Raw genomic sequence first — 13560 nt, forward strand, 5'->3', positions numbered from 1 at the left:
ACTCATTCGGGTCGCTGCCGAGAAGACAGTCTGCGCGGTCACCCACACCGTTATCCAGTCGGACATCTACTCGGTAGACTGCGCGTTCGAGACGTGTCTGGATGCTGACGGTGTCTTGTGGACCGACAGAGACGGTCCGAGTGAACGCGGTTTCGCCGTTGTCGTCGGTGATTGTGACGTGAACATTGTGGGTACTATCGTCGTAACTCCTCAGTACCAGACTCTCACCACTAACCCGACGTGTATCTGGGTTTCCTGAGTGGTCGGTTGTGCGATGCGCAGCGCGGTAAGCCTCTTTTGCGGGCATGTACAGACGGTGGAAATCCAGTCCATAATAAGTTGAGTCACCGTTACCGGACGTGAAACACCAATTTCGCGACTTTGCTGACCTATGCCGGCTCTGTCACTGGCCCAGAAACACCGGACCCATGTATATGTCATCTCGACACTCTGGGGCACACATGCGACTTGAGATAGAATCGCTCGGCAAGCAGTACTCAGAGGGTCTTTGGGGGGTTCGAGACATTACCCTTCGACTCGGTGCTGGTGTACACGGCCTCGTCGGTCCGAACGGTGCTGGGAAGTCTACTCTCATGCGCATGCTCACGACGGTGACGCCCCCGACAGAAGGAGCGATCTACTGGGACGGAACTCGGGTGAGCGAATCGCCCGGTGTCGTCCGAAGCCTACTCGGATATCTGCCACAGGATTTCGACACTTATCCGACGTTAACGCTTGAGGAGTATCTCGAGTACGTGGCGGCGCTACGGGGGCTTGATTCCGAAGCGGCGAGCGCGCGGATCGAAGCGTTGCTCGACCTCGTGAACCTCACCGACGTGCGTGATCGGCGCCTCGACACGTTCTCTGGTGGTATGCGGCAGCGGGCAGGGATTGCACAAGCGTTGCTTAACGACCCCGAGCTGTTGGTCGTCGACGAACCAACCGTCGGCCTCGATCCGGAGGAGCGCGTTCGCATGCGTAATGCGCTGGCTGACACCGCTGATGATCGCGTCGTGATTTTTTCGACACACGTCGTCGCGGACATTGAGGCGACAGCTGACACGGTTACCGTGTTAGAAGACGGGCAGTTACTCACCCACGCACCAACCGAGTCGCTGATCAAGTCCGTTGACGGCGATGTCTACGAATGCCGGGTCTCCCAGTCGACGCTAGAGCAACTCGGACAAGAGTTCCCCATCTGTAACACCGTCCAGCGGGCAGACGGCGTCGATGTTCGGCTCGTCGCGGAGGATCCGCCGACCACCGACGCCGAGCAGGTCACCGCATCGCTCGAAGACGCATATCTCCAAACGGTTACGCATGCGAACTGACGTCCGCCGAGCCTATCATATTGCTCGGACTGACATTATCGCTCGTGTTCGGTCGCGAAAGCTACTCATCTTTTTTTGCCGTTGTCATCTATGTCGGATACCTGATCAACTCGGGCTCGTTTGGCGTCTTCTATACGGTTTCCAACGGGCCGAACGTCAACGGCGCGCTGACCTCTCACCTCGTCGGGCTCAACGCTGGGATGGCCGGATCAGCGGTCATGCTTCTGGCCGGATTCTACGTGCTTCGCGGGTCGATTGAACGCGATGACCGCCACGGGCACCTCCCGGTGGTAACCAGTTCACAGACCAGTAAACCGGTGTACCTACTCGGAAAACTACTGAGCAACACCGCCGTCGGCGTTCTCACCGCAGCGGTACTCGCAGGCGCAGCGGTCGTCAACCACTCGATCTACGGGGTCGGTGCCACCGACCCAATTGCCATCAGCTGGCCAGTCTTTGTGATGGTCGTTCCACTTACCGTGTTTGTTGGCGCGGTCGCGATGCTGTTTGGCACGATCAATCTGCTCGCTGGAACCCTCGGTCGGATAGCGTACTTTTTCGGGGCCATCTTCTTGCTCTCCGCACAGTCGGCGCGTCCGGAAACGGCAGTCCCGGCCGCTGTCCCGACGACTGTGAAAGCGCTCGATATTGTCGGGCTCACCCTCGCGTACGATCTCACCTTCGAATCAATACAGGCCGCTGTGCCGGGATTCGAGAGTAGCTTCGCGAACTTCGGAACGGGTGGATCCAACGCGCAAACGTTCCGGTACGAGGGAGGCCCGTGGCCGGCGTGGTTCTTCGCTCAGCGATTGGGTACCGTCGCCGTCGGACTGGCCGTAACGCTTGTCGCGGCACTGCCATTTAATTGGTTTCGGACGACCGGCGGGGTAGTGGAGAAGGTACGTCGGCGCCTCCCGCTCGACGAGACTCCCCCTGAGACTGCGACACAGACAGCGTCCAATCCACAAACTCCAACAGACACGGCTGATCCGGCTGTGTCCCCTTCGCCTGTTGGTGATGATGTCACGATTCCTCCGGTTACCCGTCGTGGTGCCGGCGGGTTTCGGCGCGTCCTCACGATGGAACTTCGTCGTCTCCTGCGTGGACAACCGCGTTGGTGGTATCTCGGTGCGGGGCTGTTGGCGGTCGTGCCAGCTGGAATCGCCCTCACTGGTGGTGGCACTGAGGGAGCTGCCCGGGGGCTGCTCTCGTTGGTCGCGGTCTGGCCACTCTTCGTTTGGTCACAGATCGGCTCACAGACCGCTCGTCATGGGATTCGCCCTCAAGTTCTCACGTCCGACTACCCGGTTGGCCAGCTTGTCGGCGAGTGGATTGCCGGCTGTTTAATCACCATCGTCGTCGGGGCCGGTGCGTTTGCGATCGCTGTGGCCACAGGAGGTCCCACCGCACTCATCGGAGTGACGGGTCTCGTCATCTTCCCGCCGTCGCTCGCACTCGCTGCTGGGTTATGGACTGGATCGCCTCGGCTGTTCGAAGCGTTGTATCTCGGACTTTGGTACATCGGTCCGCTCAACGGTGGATTCGTTGCTGACTTTGCCGGCGTCACCGCTCGGGGCACGTCGTTGGGAGTCCCGATTGTCTTCGCCGCCGTCGGTGTTGGTCTTGTTGTTGTCGCCGCACAGACACGACGGGTGTACACGAATCTGGGCTAGCTTCCTTCAAAAATTCGACGCAAGTTATCCTGGGCCCTCCTCTGATTACGAATGTTCTATTCTCTCTCACGCAACATCAACAGCGCCCACAATCCCCAGGTCGTTGGCACAGAGAGCGCAAGCCCATTCAACGGCGAATACACCACTGTTCCAATAGCGAACGTCGCCACCAACCAAACCAGTAGTGCCAGCTCTTTCGATTGTATCCCCCCCAGCATCCGGATAGGTACTGATGCGGTTGATTCAAAATTGTACTGTCGCGTTTCAGTGCCGGAAACGCAGGTCTGTAGTCCACTATCCTTCATCACCGAAACCGATCTTAACATCCTCCCTGACCTGAAAGGCGAGGTTTTCGCCCCGAATTTTCTGTCATGGAGAAACTGTCGTCGCCGGCGCTGGGTGTCCGGCGTCGCTACAGTTGACATCCTCCTCCGCGTAAACGCGGACGAATCCCCCGGCTTCAGCCGTGGGAGGATGTCAAGCGCGTCGTGAACCGCCTCGGGGTCAAGCCCCGAGGCTTCCCGTTTCAACGACGCGACTTACAGGAACCGACAAAGACTGTCCTCCATCGGTTTCCACAGCGGTCGCAGTCTCCACGGGCGTCGATTCGGCCTGTCCCAGACCTAACTCTTGAAGGCCGCGAAAAAGAACGTTGTACGACGCATTCGCGTCTCTATCCGCCTCGAACCCGCAACTCGGACAACTGTGTTCCCGCACCCACAACGGTTTGTCCGTCTCGACACCACATTCAGCGCACTCTTTGGTCGTCCCCGCAGGATCTACTTGGACGACGTGCGTACCGTACAGGTCGCCCTTGTACTCCAGCATCTCGATGAATCTGCGCCACGCGGCATCCTGCTTATTCCGAGCGTTCCCACGCTGTTGAAGCATTCCCGAGACGTTCAAGTCTTCCACGAACACGGCGTCATACGTCGTGACGAGCCACGTCGTGAGCTTGTGCTGGAAGTCTTCAACCCTCCGCTTGATTCTGCGCTTAATCTTGGCAACCCCACGGCGCTGTTTCTCCCAGTTGTTGCTCCCGTGTTCTTTCCGGGAGAGATTGCGCTGCTCCCGACGCAGGCGTTCGTACTCGTCGGAGAGGTCAAGCCAGTCCACGCTGTTGCCGTCAGACGTGTAGATGTAGTTCTGGATGCCGAGGTCGAGGCCAACGCAGTCCTCAACATCCACGTCGTCTACAGCGGGTTTCTCGGGGAGCGTGGTGTCTTCGACTTCGAGGCCGAACGTGACGTACCACTCACCCGTCGTCTCTTTCTTCAGCGTCACCTCTTTGATGTCTGCGTTGTCGGGGATGGAACGGTGATATCGAATGGGGATGTCACTGATTTTGGAGAGCCAGATTGTGGCAGTCCGGCCACTCGTGTTTTTGAGTTCGAAGCCAGACTGCGAATACGTCATACTCTGGTACTCGCTTGGGGACTTCCAGTTGAGCCACCCGACCTTGTGCCCGTTCTGCTTCTTCTCGGAGAGGTTCGAGAGGTTGTCGTAGAAGCGTTCGACGGTCTTCTGTAACGCCTTCGAGTGGACTTTGGAGAACACAGGCCACTCGTCCTTCCATTCGGTGAGGCGTTTCTGGTGTTGGTACGCCGAACCGATGTTGTCCTCGTCGGTGTCGAGGACACTGTATTCGTAGCGGGTGTGGTTGTATGCTTGGCGGTGGATGTCGATGTGGCGTTCCACTTCCGCAGTCACACCTGTTCGGTCAGGGTAGGCGCGGAAGCGGTAGTCATACCACATCGCCGTACCTCGATTATCGCTGTGTTGCTAGTTAATGGCTTGTGTCACGGAGTGTCGGCTTCATCCACGGGGTCAAGCCCCGTGGCATTCGCCTCGACAGCCTGTAAACTTTCAAGTCCACGGCGAACACAGTTCTGATAACTTCTTCCTATGTCTCATACACAAGACCAACCCAGCACGTGGCTCCTTGATATGGATGGAGTGCTGATACATGAGGAGGTTGCTCTCCCGGGGGCGAAAGAGTTCATCGGCCGGCTTCAAGAGCAGGACAAGGAGTTTCTCGTGCTCACGAACAACTCAATTTACACGCGTCGCGATCTGTCTGCCCGTCTTGCGGATGTGGGTATTGATGTTCCAGAGGAGCGGATTTGGACCTCGGCCGTGGCCACGGCACAGTTTTTGTCAAATCAAGTCCCAGATGCGTCCGCCTACGTTATCGGTGAGGCTGGACTGAAGACAGCGCTCCATAAGGTGGGCTACACGCTGACCGATACTGACCCAGATTTCGTCGTTCTCGGGGAGAGCCGCACGTATTCGTTCCAGAATATCACACAGGCCGTCCAACTGATTGATCAGGGCGCGCGGTTTGTCGCAACGAACCCGGACGCTACCGGACCCTCACCTGAGGGCCCACTCCCGGCTACCGGCTCCGTTGCTGCGCTCCTTACGGAAGCCACTGGGCAAGAGCCGTACTTCGTTGGCAAACCCAATCCAGTGATGATCCGGAGTGGCCTCAATCGGATCGGCGCGCACTCCGAATCGACGGCGATGGTAGGGGATCGCATGGACACCGATGTCGTGGCCGGCATCGAGGCTGGCCTGACTACGTACCTCGTACTCACTGGGTCGACTAGTCGTGACGAACTCACAGAGTTCGCGTACCGCCCGGACGATGTCGTCGAATCAGTTGCTGAATTGGTTGAGACTATATAATCTCCTGTATTGACCACAACCGGGCCAGAATATCTCACCTGCTGAGAATTTCAGCAGAGTCAAAAGGTATATTTTCGAAGCATTGCCGGACATCGCCTGTAGCGTCTTGTTTCGAAACTCGCACTAATTTGCGGTTTGCTGCTTTCGCTTCCACGAGACACACCAACGGATCATCGACATTCTTGACGAGAAGCGTTGTTGTTTCGCGGCGTGAAACACTGCTGATGGGTTGATGTTTCGAGGGCTATATGGTTCACGTAGCCGCCGGTCGGAGGCGGCCGACAACAAGTATCCGACTGTTGAGCTCGTCCCATCGCCGTGGCACAGTTGGTGGGATCTCTCATCACCTCCCCCTCCCCCGCTTTGGCGTTCACTGGCCGCCACTCACCCTGTGTATCGGCCCTCCACCGCCAGCGGCCCTGTCGTATTGTGTGCTTAGACTCAAGGAGATCCCTGCTCCACGATCATTTATGCCTTCCAAGCAGCGCCTGCCGAGCAGTCTTTTGCCCACGACTGAGCGACAACGAACCGCTCTCCTTCACGGTCTTCTCTGGATCGTTACAGTCTCAGCCGTTTCATTCCTTCTAGGAGACGCGCCAGTGGAGGCCATCTCTTACGGTGCCTTCTCCGGCATACTATACGGTATCGTAGTATACGTCTGGCAGCCATACTGACCACCCCAACGTACGGGCCAAACTGTTAAATTGCCACTGCGCGAAGAAGAGAACCTCTCGTCGGCTGAATACTGCTGAATCCAATATCACTTCGGTTTTTAAGATTCAGATATTAGTATTGACATCCTCCTCCGGGTAAACGCGGAGGAATCCCGAGCGGTGGGAGTTTCAGGTTTACAGTCCAGTCAGTGGACTACCAGCCCTTTCGGGCACGGGTAGTCCCACAGTGTCGGACTGGTGGACTGCTGGCCATGCCAACTGGCCGTTACCCCTATCCTCAACCGTGTACGGCGTCCCAGTGTTGTTTTTGCCACGGGGACGCCGGCAAGCGTCAACGGACTTGGGGGTATCGTCTGGTTTGCTTTGAGCAGTCGGCACAGACACACCCTTCGAGGATATGGCGTTCACCGACTGACCTTTCAGATACTGCCTCGTTACGCGGGCGGACGGGCCGCCTCCGAAGGACGGTTCGGAATCCGCTCCGTTCCGACCGATTCCTACCTTTGTATATAGCGGCCTGTCAGTTAAATCTCTGTCTGTGAAACTCGGTACAGACGTTCGGCTAGTGGATTGCTTCCCACTATGTCGGCTTCATCACCCGCCTGAAGGCGGGTGTATTCGCCTTCTAGCCTCTATAAATTGCGGTGTCGAGGCACACGACGAGTACTCCGCGCTCTTGTTATCGCTGTCCTCCCACAGCTCAGATTCCAATTCAACCTCTCTGTCCTCGAGTAGATTTCCGGTTCCTAGAGACAACTGTCGAGTGGGTCGACAGTTGAAGCAGTGCCTGCCGAACCCAACCGTGAGCAAGCAGTCTCGACGGAGCATTCATTCGGTCGGTCCATCGTTACGGAAGTGCGAAAAGAAAGCCCCGCCCTGAAGCCGGGGATGAATCTGACAGTCGCTGACACAACCAACTGATGATAGTACGGCCTGATATTCCTCGCTCGACCGCCTCAGCGGTGATAGCAGTCGTATCGCGTTAGATTTTCTGGAGCGAGAGGCGATACCCGAATCGGCGATGAGGATCGGGATCCGGCTCCACTTGGCTAACCTATCACCCGATCTGGGCGTCACGGAGACGGAGATACCCGATCGTAACAGGAACCACGATCCAGGCCAACAGGAGGAGAACCGGCAGCCAGACCGACGCGAACGGGTCCGTTCCGAAGAGCTGCCCCGCAACAGTGTTCCGATAGGCAGCCCTCGCGGCGCGGTTGGGCGGGAACAGCCCGACTAATTTCATCCACGCCGGCGCGCTGCCCTCGGTCATCAGACCCAGTTCGATGGCGCCGTACTGGATAGCACTCTGGATCAGGTTCCACAACGCGACCAAGATCATGTAGGCTCCGACGGCGACGGCGGTCGCACGACTGTCGCTCGAACTACCCGCGGAGATCCCCACTCCGATAGCGACGAACGCCACGCCCATGAGGCCGAGAAACCCGATAAATGCCGCCAGTGAACCGAACGTCCCACCCAGTATCGTGAGGACGACGAGACCAGTCACGAACCCGCTGATAAGCGTGGCGACGAGCATCAGGGCTGTCCGTCCGAGGAGCTTCCCGACGAGAACGTCCCGGCGTGACGGCGGCAAGCTCAGCAAGACTCGGAGCGACCCGGACTCCCGCTCGGCAGTGATTGCCCCTTTGGCGAGCACGAGCGCAACGATGGGAAGCATCGTCACAGCGAGTTGGAACGAAAGTGAGAACACCTCACCGGCTGCCATGTCGCTGGTTACTGCGAGGAGTGTCGTGATCCCGGCCGTCGACAGGAGGACGATTAAGATAACCGCCCACAGAGCCTTCGAACGACTGGCATCGGCCAAGTCTTTCCGGGCGATGGTGCGAACGCTCATTACGCGACACCACCCGGGACTACCGTCTCGGTCTGACTGTCCGTCGTGTCTTCACCGGTGTAGCTGGCGAACAGATCCTCAAGCGATGACTCCTCAATCCGCACGTCGGTGACCGTCGTCAGCTCGCGAACCCGGTCGATGAACTGGAGTTTCGCCGCTGGTTCAAGACAGGTTCCCCGAACGGTCCCGCCGCCTACATCGATGTCGCGTACGTTCGGGAGGTCACCCAGACTGCGCTCCGGTTGTCGGTCCACGTCGAGTATCACTTGCGCGCCAGTGTCGAGCTGGCGTCTGAGGCGGCCGATACTGTCAATCGCAACGAGCTCTCCCTCATTCATGATGCCGACTCGGTCGGCAACGGCTTCGACCTGTTCGAGAATATGACTCGAGAAGAACACCGTCACGCCGCGATCGTTTTCCGCCTGAATGATCTCTCTGAGTTCCCGGGCGCCGTTCGGGTCGAGACCGCTGGTCGGTTCGTCGAGGATGAGCAGATCAGGCGCACCGACAAGTGCCATCGCTAGGGCGAGTCGCTGGCTCATCCCCGTCGAATAGTCCCCGGCGGCCCGGTTCGCGTCTTCTTGTGAGAGGCCGACCCGATCGAGTAGCTCGTCGGGATCGTCGTCAGCGTCTTTCAGTTTGGCCGCGAGTTCCACGTGTCGCCGACCGCTCAGTCTGTCGTATAATCCGTAGTTCTCGGGAACGACGCCGATCCGGCTGTGGAGCGTTTCGCGGTCCTTCGAGACATCTAGTCCAAGCATGGACGCACTTCCACTCGTCGGTCGCACGAAGTCCAACAGCAGGTTGATCGTGGTGGACTTTCCAGCCCCGTTCGGACCCAAAAACCCGAAGATTTCGCCCGATTCAACGGTCAAATCAACACTATCGACAGCGGTCACGTCACCGAACCGTTTGCTCAATCCGTCTATTTCAATCGCGGGACCTGTCATTGTCACAACTTCACCGAACGCGGGAAACCTGTTAAACCGGAGGTCAGTGCTTCTAACTGTGAAACTCTGCTTACAGCATTATCGCGGAATTCGCTGCTACATATCGCCCATTCACCATTGATTGACACGCACTGAATGGAAACTACTCGTCTACTGCCTCGACATCAAACTTTGAGCGCCAGCGATAACGCCGACCTGCCCAGATGAACGTATCTCGGGTAAAGCCATACACTCCCAGTGGAACGGCTGCGATAAGCGCTGGCACAGCGAGGAGTAGTGACGCTCGGCGAACGCCGAAGGCAGCATACACACCTGCTGTTACTGCGGTAAGCCCCACTGCGAGGAACGGAAAGAATAGACACCCGACGAGAACGGCGGTCAACGCTCCGAAGGAGAGCTTCGCGACTCCGGGATCGTGGGTTGCGAAAATTTTATTGAATCGAACGTGTCGTTCGAGCGCCTGTCGAAGACTCCCACCCATTGGTACTTTGCGTACACGCCGAACGGACGTCACGTCGGTGTGCTCCCCGAGAAGGCCATCGTCGCTGATAGTCTGGCGGAGTTCCGAAAGAAACCCTGCCTCATCAAGATCACTTCGGTCAAAGATGACAGCTCCGCCCCAAGCGTGATCACCCACATACGTCCCGAGCGTGCCGCCGAGAACGTAAATCGGTACCAACAGGATCGCGAGTGGGTCCTGACCCACAAACGCCGGCAGTTCCGTCGTCGGACCGTAGTCAGCGTAGTCACGGCGGAGCTTGTCGAGCCAGTCGGGCGGATGGTAAAAATCGTCGTCGGTCCAGACGAGACGGTCGTGATTGGCGGCCTCCATCCCAGCAGCGATGGCATTCGCTTTCCCGGAACACCCGACGGGGTCGCCAGCGGGGACCAACCGAACGTTCTCAGGGAACCGCTCTCGGTCCGTAACCGGGTCGTCCTCGGTATCGTGGATGATGAGGAGCTCGTCTTCTGAACCCAACTGTGCGGCGACATCGCCGCAGGCGGGAGTCCAAGACACCGTCGGGAGGAGTATGCTCGTTGGGGTGTGCGTCTGTCCGTCCGACATCCGTACTTGAAACGTGATCGCTGGTATCAATGAGAGTTTCCGACGGCTTCTCTGAGTGAAGCCGGACAGAAAGCCCAGAACGGCACAACCTATATTGCCAAAACAAGAGATGGCACACGCACAGTGTCCGGGGTGGGAGATCCCGAAGCGCTCGCAGATTTGCTTGGGGACGAGTGTACGCGCACGATTCTCGTCGAGACAAAGAAGGAACCTTGCTCGGCGGCGGAGCTCAGCGATTGCGCCGGGGTCTCGGAGCCGACTGTCTACCGTCGACTCGAACGACTCCGCGAGTACGATCTGGTTACTGAAGATATCCAGCCAGTCACCGACGGGAAGAACTACAAACTCTACCGGACGGATCTCGATGGCATCGAACTCGATCTCAGCGAAGACGGCTTTGAGATTACAATTTCACGGCGGAAACGGATGGCAGACCGCTTCACGCAGTTCGTAGAGGGAAGCTAATATGCTCGATACACCGCTCCAATCGATTGATCTCGAAACGCTACGAACGATTCGACAGGTGAGCGAGGTGATCCCGATGATCATCGGTTTGGGGATCGGTTACCTCGCTTACACGGCATACCGGCAGAATCAGAGCCGTCCGATGTTGTACATCGCGATCGGATTCATACTGGTGTTGTTCGTTCAGGCCCCGCTGGCCCTCATCTTCACTTACGTCTTGGAACTTCCCACCGCGGTCCTCAATCTCCTCCTCCAAATCCCCGAATTCACCGGTCTGGGACTGATCCTCTACGGACTGTGGATGCCACGCCGAGACTGATACCACGCCCGAGCCCATATACGACGGTAGGTTGACTTCAACCAGTGAAGCCAGGGAAATCGGCCTTTTTCTATGCGTCCATGCGTTCAGGTGTCGATGACCGAAGCAGACACCGACACCAACTTCGAAGGAACCGGATCCCGGTCGGCCGATGACGACCGGCGAACTAATTACGGTGGAATCATCGGACGCGTCGCCTCCGTGCTGTGGAATCGAAATGAGAATCGCCCCCGCGCACTCTGGCGGATCCTCGGAGTGTACGTCGCCGCGCTCGTGGGGATTTTCGTGCTCCCGGCGCTGGCGCTCGCGGGCACCGAACTCCCGCCGTCTGTCAACGGAGCCGCGACCAACCTGATCGGTGCGCTCGTTGGACTCCTCCTCGCAGTTGTGTTCGCGAAGTACGTTGACCGGCGACCGCTGACCGACTACGGACTGGCGTTCGGCCCGTCATTCCTGAAGGACTTCGCCGCTGGCAGCGTCGTGGCTCTGGTAGGGATGGGTGTGGCACTCCCCGCGAGTCCGCTCGCCGGGTGGGCGACCATCTCCGAGCTGTTTTCGGGCGGCGTTGGCGCCAACGTGTTGCCGTTCGTCGCTGCGTTCGGAGCGTACACCCTCCAGTGGGCGTTTGTGGCCTTCTGGGAAGAGCTGGTCTATCGGGGCCTCATTCTGACGAATGCCGTCGAAGGACTCCGGAGTCGGTGGCTGTCCGACCGCGGTGCGGCCGTGGCAGGGGTGGTGGCGTCATCGCTGATATTCAGTCTCGGGCACTTCCCGGGGACGCTAGAAAAGTTCGGCTTCCGGGTGATGTTGGGGCTCCTCCTCGGCGCCGCGTACGTGTGGACCGACTCGCTGGCGCTGCCAATCGGCGTCCACTTCCTGATCAACTTTGCGATAAACAACATCTACGGGCTGGCGAACTTCGGTGAGGCTGCGGAGGTTCTGCCGATGCTGGTCCGGCCGACGTTCACCGGCCCGGCACAGTTCGTCGGGGTGTACGGGGCAGTCAACGGCGCAGCGGTGCTCTGTGTCGCTGCGCTCACTGTCGGATACGTTGCTCTCCGGAACGGTGACTTGGGGTCGCGGCTATCATAATATCAACAATTAGTCGTGGTGAATACAATCATTCCCTCCCGCGAATTGGGGCCCTATCAAAAGCAATAACAGGAGCAAAACCCACACATACCTTGATCGTCCCCACTCGGCATGGCCACAGCCACGCGGAACGATCACCTCCAAGACCGAAATACAGAACCAAATAACGACTTCTGGCGCCATGCCTTCGAGCAGTTCATCGAGACACTCCCTGAGGCAGCGTTTGTCGTTGACGACGCCGGCGACATCACCCAGTGGAATACGGCAACAGCCGATCTCCTCGGCCTCCCCGCAGACAAGGCAGTCGGGATGAACGCATACGACGTGTTCGGTACCGAGGGCGAAGACGAGACCCTCGCTGAAGAAGTCGTCCGCACCGGAAGACCCATCCGCGAAGACGAGTTCCGATCTGCCGAGCGTCCAGATGGAAGACAGGCACACGCCCGAGCGATTGCGACCCCGATCCAGACACCCACTGGCGAGGTCGTTGGGGCTGTCGAGCTGCTCTTCGACGTCACCACCGTCGTCGAACAGCGGCAGACGCTCGCCGACCTCCAGGAAGAGCTCTCGGACAATGTCGAGACATCCATGGAACAGCTGAGCGAGTCGACAACCGAAGTCGCGGATCGCTCGAACGAGATCACCCAGCTCGTCGACGAGCAAGCAGCCGAACTCGAAAGTACCCAAGGCGATGTCTCCGGATTCAGCGCGACCGTCGAGGAGATCGCGTCCAGCGCCGAAGAGGTCAGCAACCAAAGCGCCGAGTCGAGAACCCTCGCCGAAGAGTCCGTCGACACTGCGGGTGAGGTCATCGACCAGGTAGACGACACAGCCGAAAAATCGGCTTCCGTCGCAGACGACGTTGCGGACCTTAGAGACGAGATCGAAGAAGTCGAAGAACTCGTCGGCGTGATCAACGATATCGCCGAACAGACGAACATGCTGGCGTTAAACGCCAACATCGAAGCGGCACGCAGCGACAGTGACGGCTTCGCGGTCGTCGCCGACGAGGTGAAGAACCTCGCGAATCGCTCGCAGGACCAAGCTGACGAGATCGAAGACATCGTCGCGAGGATCAAAGCGAAGGCTTCCAAAACGACCGAAGAAGTCGAAACAGCCAACGACGAGATCCAGTCTGCGAGAGACGACATCCAAGGCGTCCTCGAGAACCAGAAACAGATCCTGACGGCAGTCGAACAGACCGAAAGCGGTATCAGCGAGATTGCGGCCGCAACAGACGAGCAGGCAAGTGTGGCCGAAGAGATATCGAGTGCCGTCAACGATGTCTCCGAACGGGCTACTGTTGTGAGTGAGGAGATTGCGGAGATCGCAGACGAAAATAAGAGCCAGACAGAGATGGTCTCGCAGCTGACCCAGCAGGTCGAACAGATTGACCACGAACTGGCGGAGGTCATGAACACGTCTGTCTGAGGCAGGCATATCG

General features: G+C 58.4%; 11 protein-coding genes. 7 read left to right on the forward strand and 4 right to left on the reverse strand.

Annotated features, from left to right (window positions below; translation table 11 throughout):
- Window positions 1–461 precede the first annotated feature (461 nt).
- Window positions 462–1331: an ABC transporter ATP-binding protein gene (locus tag EXE52_RS08515; RefSeq protein WP_089309443.1), complete on the forward strand. Its 870-nt coding sequence runs from the start codon at window positions 462–464 to the stop codon at window positions 1329–1331.
- 44 nt (window positions 1332–1375) lie between these two features.
- Window positions 1376–3004 (forward strand): hypothetical protein, encoded by a 1629-nt coding sequence (locus EXE52_RS08520; RefSeq protein WP_241988226.1) that lies wholly within the window; start codon window positions 1376–1378, stop codon window positions 3002–3004.
- Between the two features lie 504 nt (window positions 3005–3508).
- On the opposite strand, the gene EXE52_RS08525 is transcribed toward EXE52_RS08520, so the two are convergent.
- Window positions 3509–4759 (reverse strand): RNA-guided endonuclease TnpB family protein, encoded by a 1251-nt coding sequence (locus tag EXE52_RS08525; protein ID WP_096593637.1) that lies wholly within the window; start codon window positions 4757–4759, stop codon window positions 3509–3511.
- 192 nt (window positions 4760–4951) lie between these two features.
- Here EXE52_RS08525 and EXE52_RS08535 point away from each other — a divergent pair, with 192 nt between their 5' ends.
- Window positions 4952–5692 (forward strand): HAD-IIA family hydrolase, encoded by a 741-nt coding sequence (locus EXE52_RS08535; RefSeq protein WP_241987264.1) that lies wholly within the window; start codon window positions 4952–4954, stop codon window positions 5690–5692.
- A gap of 1731 nt (window positions 5693–7423) precedes the next feature.
- Here EXE52_RS08535 and EXE52_RS08545 read toward each other — a convergent pair.
- From EXE52_RS08545 to EXE52_RS08555, 3 genes are all read right to left on the reverse strand, one after another.
- Window positions 7424–8224: an ABC transporter permease gene (locus EXE52_RS08545; RefSeq protein ID WP_089309326.1), complete on the reverse strand. Its 801-nt coding sequence runs from the start codon at window positions 8222–8224 to the stop codon at window positions 7424–7426.
- Complete coding sequence (locus EXE52_RS08550) at window positions 8224–9174, reverse strand: ABC transporter ATP-binding protein (RefSeq protein ID WP_049933521.1); 951 nt, start codon at window positions 9172–9174, stop codon at window positions 8224–8226. The genes EXE52_RS08545 and EXE52_RS08550 overlap by 1 nt, the downstream gene beginning before the upstream one ends.
- Before the next feature lie 142 nt (window positions 9175–9316).
- Window positions 9317–10240, reverse strand: a complete 924-nt coding sequence (locus EXE52_RS08555) for a glycosyltransferase family 2 protein (protein ID WP_137703637.1) — start codon at window positions 10238–10240, stop codon at window positions 9317–9319.
- Between the two features lie 123 nt (window positions 10241–10363).
- On the opposite strand from EXE52_RS08555, the gene EXE52_RS08560 reads away from it, so the two are divergent.
- From EXE52_RS08560 to EXE52_RS08575, 4 genes are all read left to right on the forward strand, one after another.
- Complete coding sequence (locus EXE52_RS08560; RefSeq protein ID WP_199237896.1) at window positions 10364–10705, forward strand: winged helix-turn-helix domain-containing protein; 342 nt, start codon at window positions 10364–10366, stop codon at window positions 10703–10705.
- Window position 10706: 1 nt separating this feature from the next.
- Window positions 10707–11024, forward strand: a complete 318-nt coding sequence (locus EXE52_RS08565; protein WP_049933516.1) for a hypothetical protein — start codon at window positions 10707–10709, stop codon at window positions 11022–11024.
- Between the two features lie 96 nt (window positions 11025–11120).
- Entirely contained in the window at window positions 11121–12116 is a 996-nt protein-coding gene (locus EXE52_RS08570) for a CPBP family intramembrane glutamic endopeptidase (RefSeq protein WP_089309329.1), read from the forward strand.
- 111 nt (window positions 12117–12227) lie between these two features.
- Entirely contained in the window at window positions 12228–13547 is a 1320-nt protein-coding gene (locus EXE52_RS08575) for a methyl-accepting chemotaxis protein (protein ID WP_089309330.1), read from the forward strand.
- Window positions 13548–13560: the final 13 nt, after the last annotated feature.

The sequence above is a fragment of the Halorubrum sp. CGM4_25_10-8A genome, from assembly GCF_005435025.1.
Classification (GTDB): Archaea; Halobacteriota; Halobacteria; order Halobacteriales; family Haloferacaceae; genus Halorubrum; species Halorubrum ezzemoulense.

What these genes read in the sequence shown, in the direction of transcription:
- EXE52_RS08515 (WP_089309443.1), top strand. Translation starts at nt 462, where the DNA reads ATGCGACTTGAGATAGAATCGCTCGGCAAGCAGTACTCAGAGGGTCTT.
- EXE52_RS08525 (WP_096593637.1), bottom strand. Translation starts at nt 4,759, where the DNA reads ATGTGGTATGACTACCGCTTCCGCGCCTACCCTGACCGAACAGGTGTG.
- EXE52_RS08535 (WP_241987264.1), top strand. Translation starts at nt 4,952, where the DNA reads ATGGATGGAGTGCTGATACATGAGGAGGTTGCTCTCCCGGGGGCGAAA.
- EXE52_RS08545 (WP_089309326.1), bottom strand. Translation starts at nt 8,224, where the DNA reads ATGAGCGTTCGCACCATCGCCCGGAAAGACTTGGCCGATGCCAGTCGT.
- EXE52_RS08550 (WP_049933521.1), bottom strand. Translation starts at nt 9,174, where the DNA reads ATGACAGGTCCCGCGATTGAAATAGACGGATTGAGCAAACGGTTCGGT.
- EXE52_RS08555 (WP_137703637.1), bottom strand. Translation starts at nt 10,240, where the DNA reads ATGTCGGACGGACAGACGCACACCCCAACGAGCATACTCCTCCCGACG.
- EXE52_RS08565 (WP_049933516.1), top strand. Translation starts at nt 10,707, where the DNA reads ATGCTCGATACACCGCTCCAATCGATTGATCTCGAAACGCTACGAACG.
- EXE52_RS08570 (WP_089309329.1), top strand. Translation starts at nt 11,121, where the DNA reads ATGACCGAAGCAGACACCGACACCAACTTCGAAGGAACCGGATCCCGG.
- EXE52_RS08575 (WP_089309330.1), top strand. Translation starts at nt 12,228, where the DNA reads ATGGCCACAGCCACGCGGAACGATCACCTCCAAGACCGAAATACAGAA.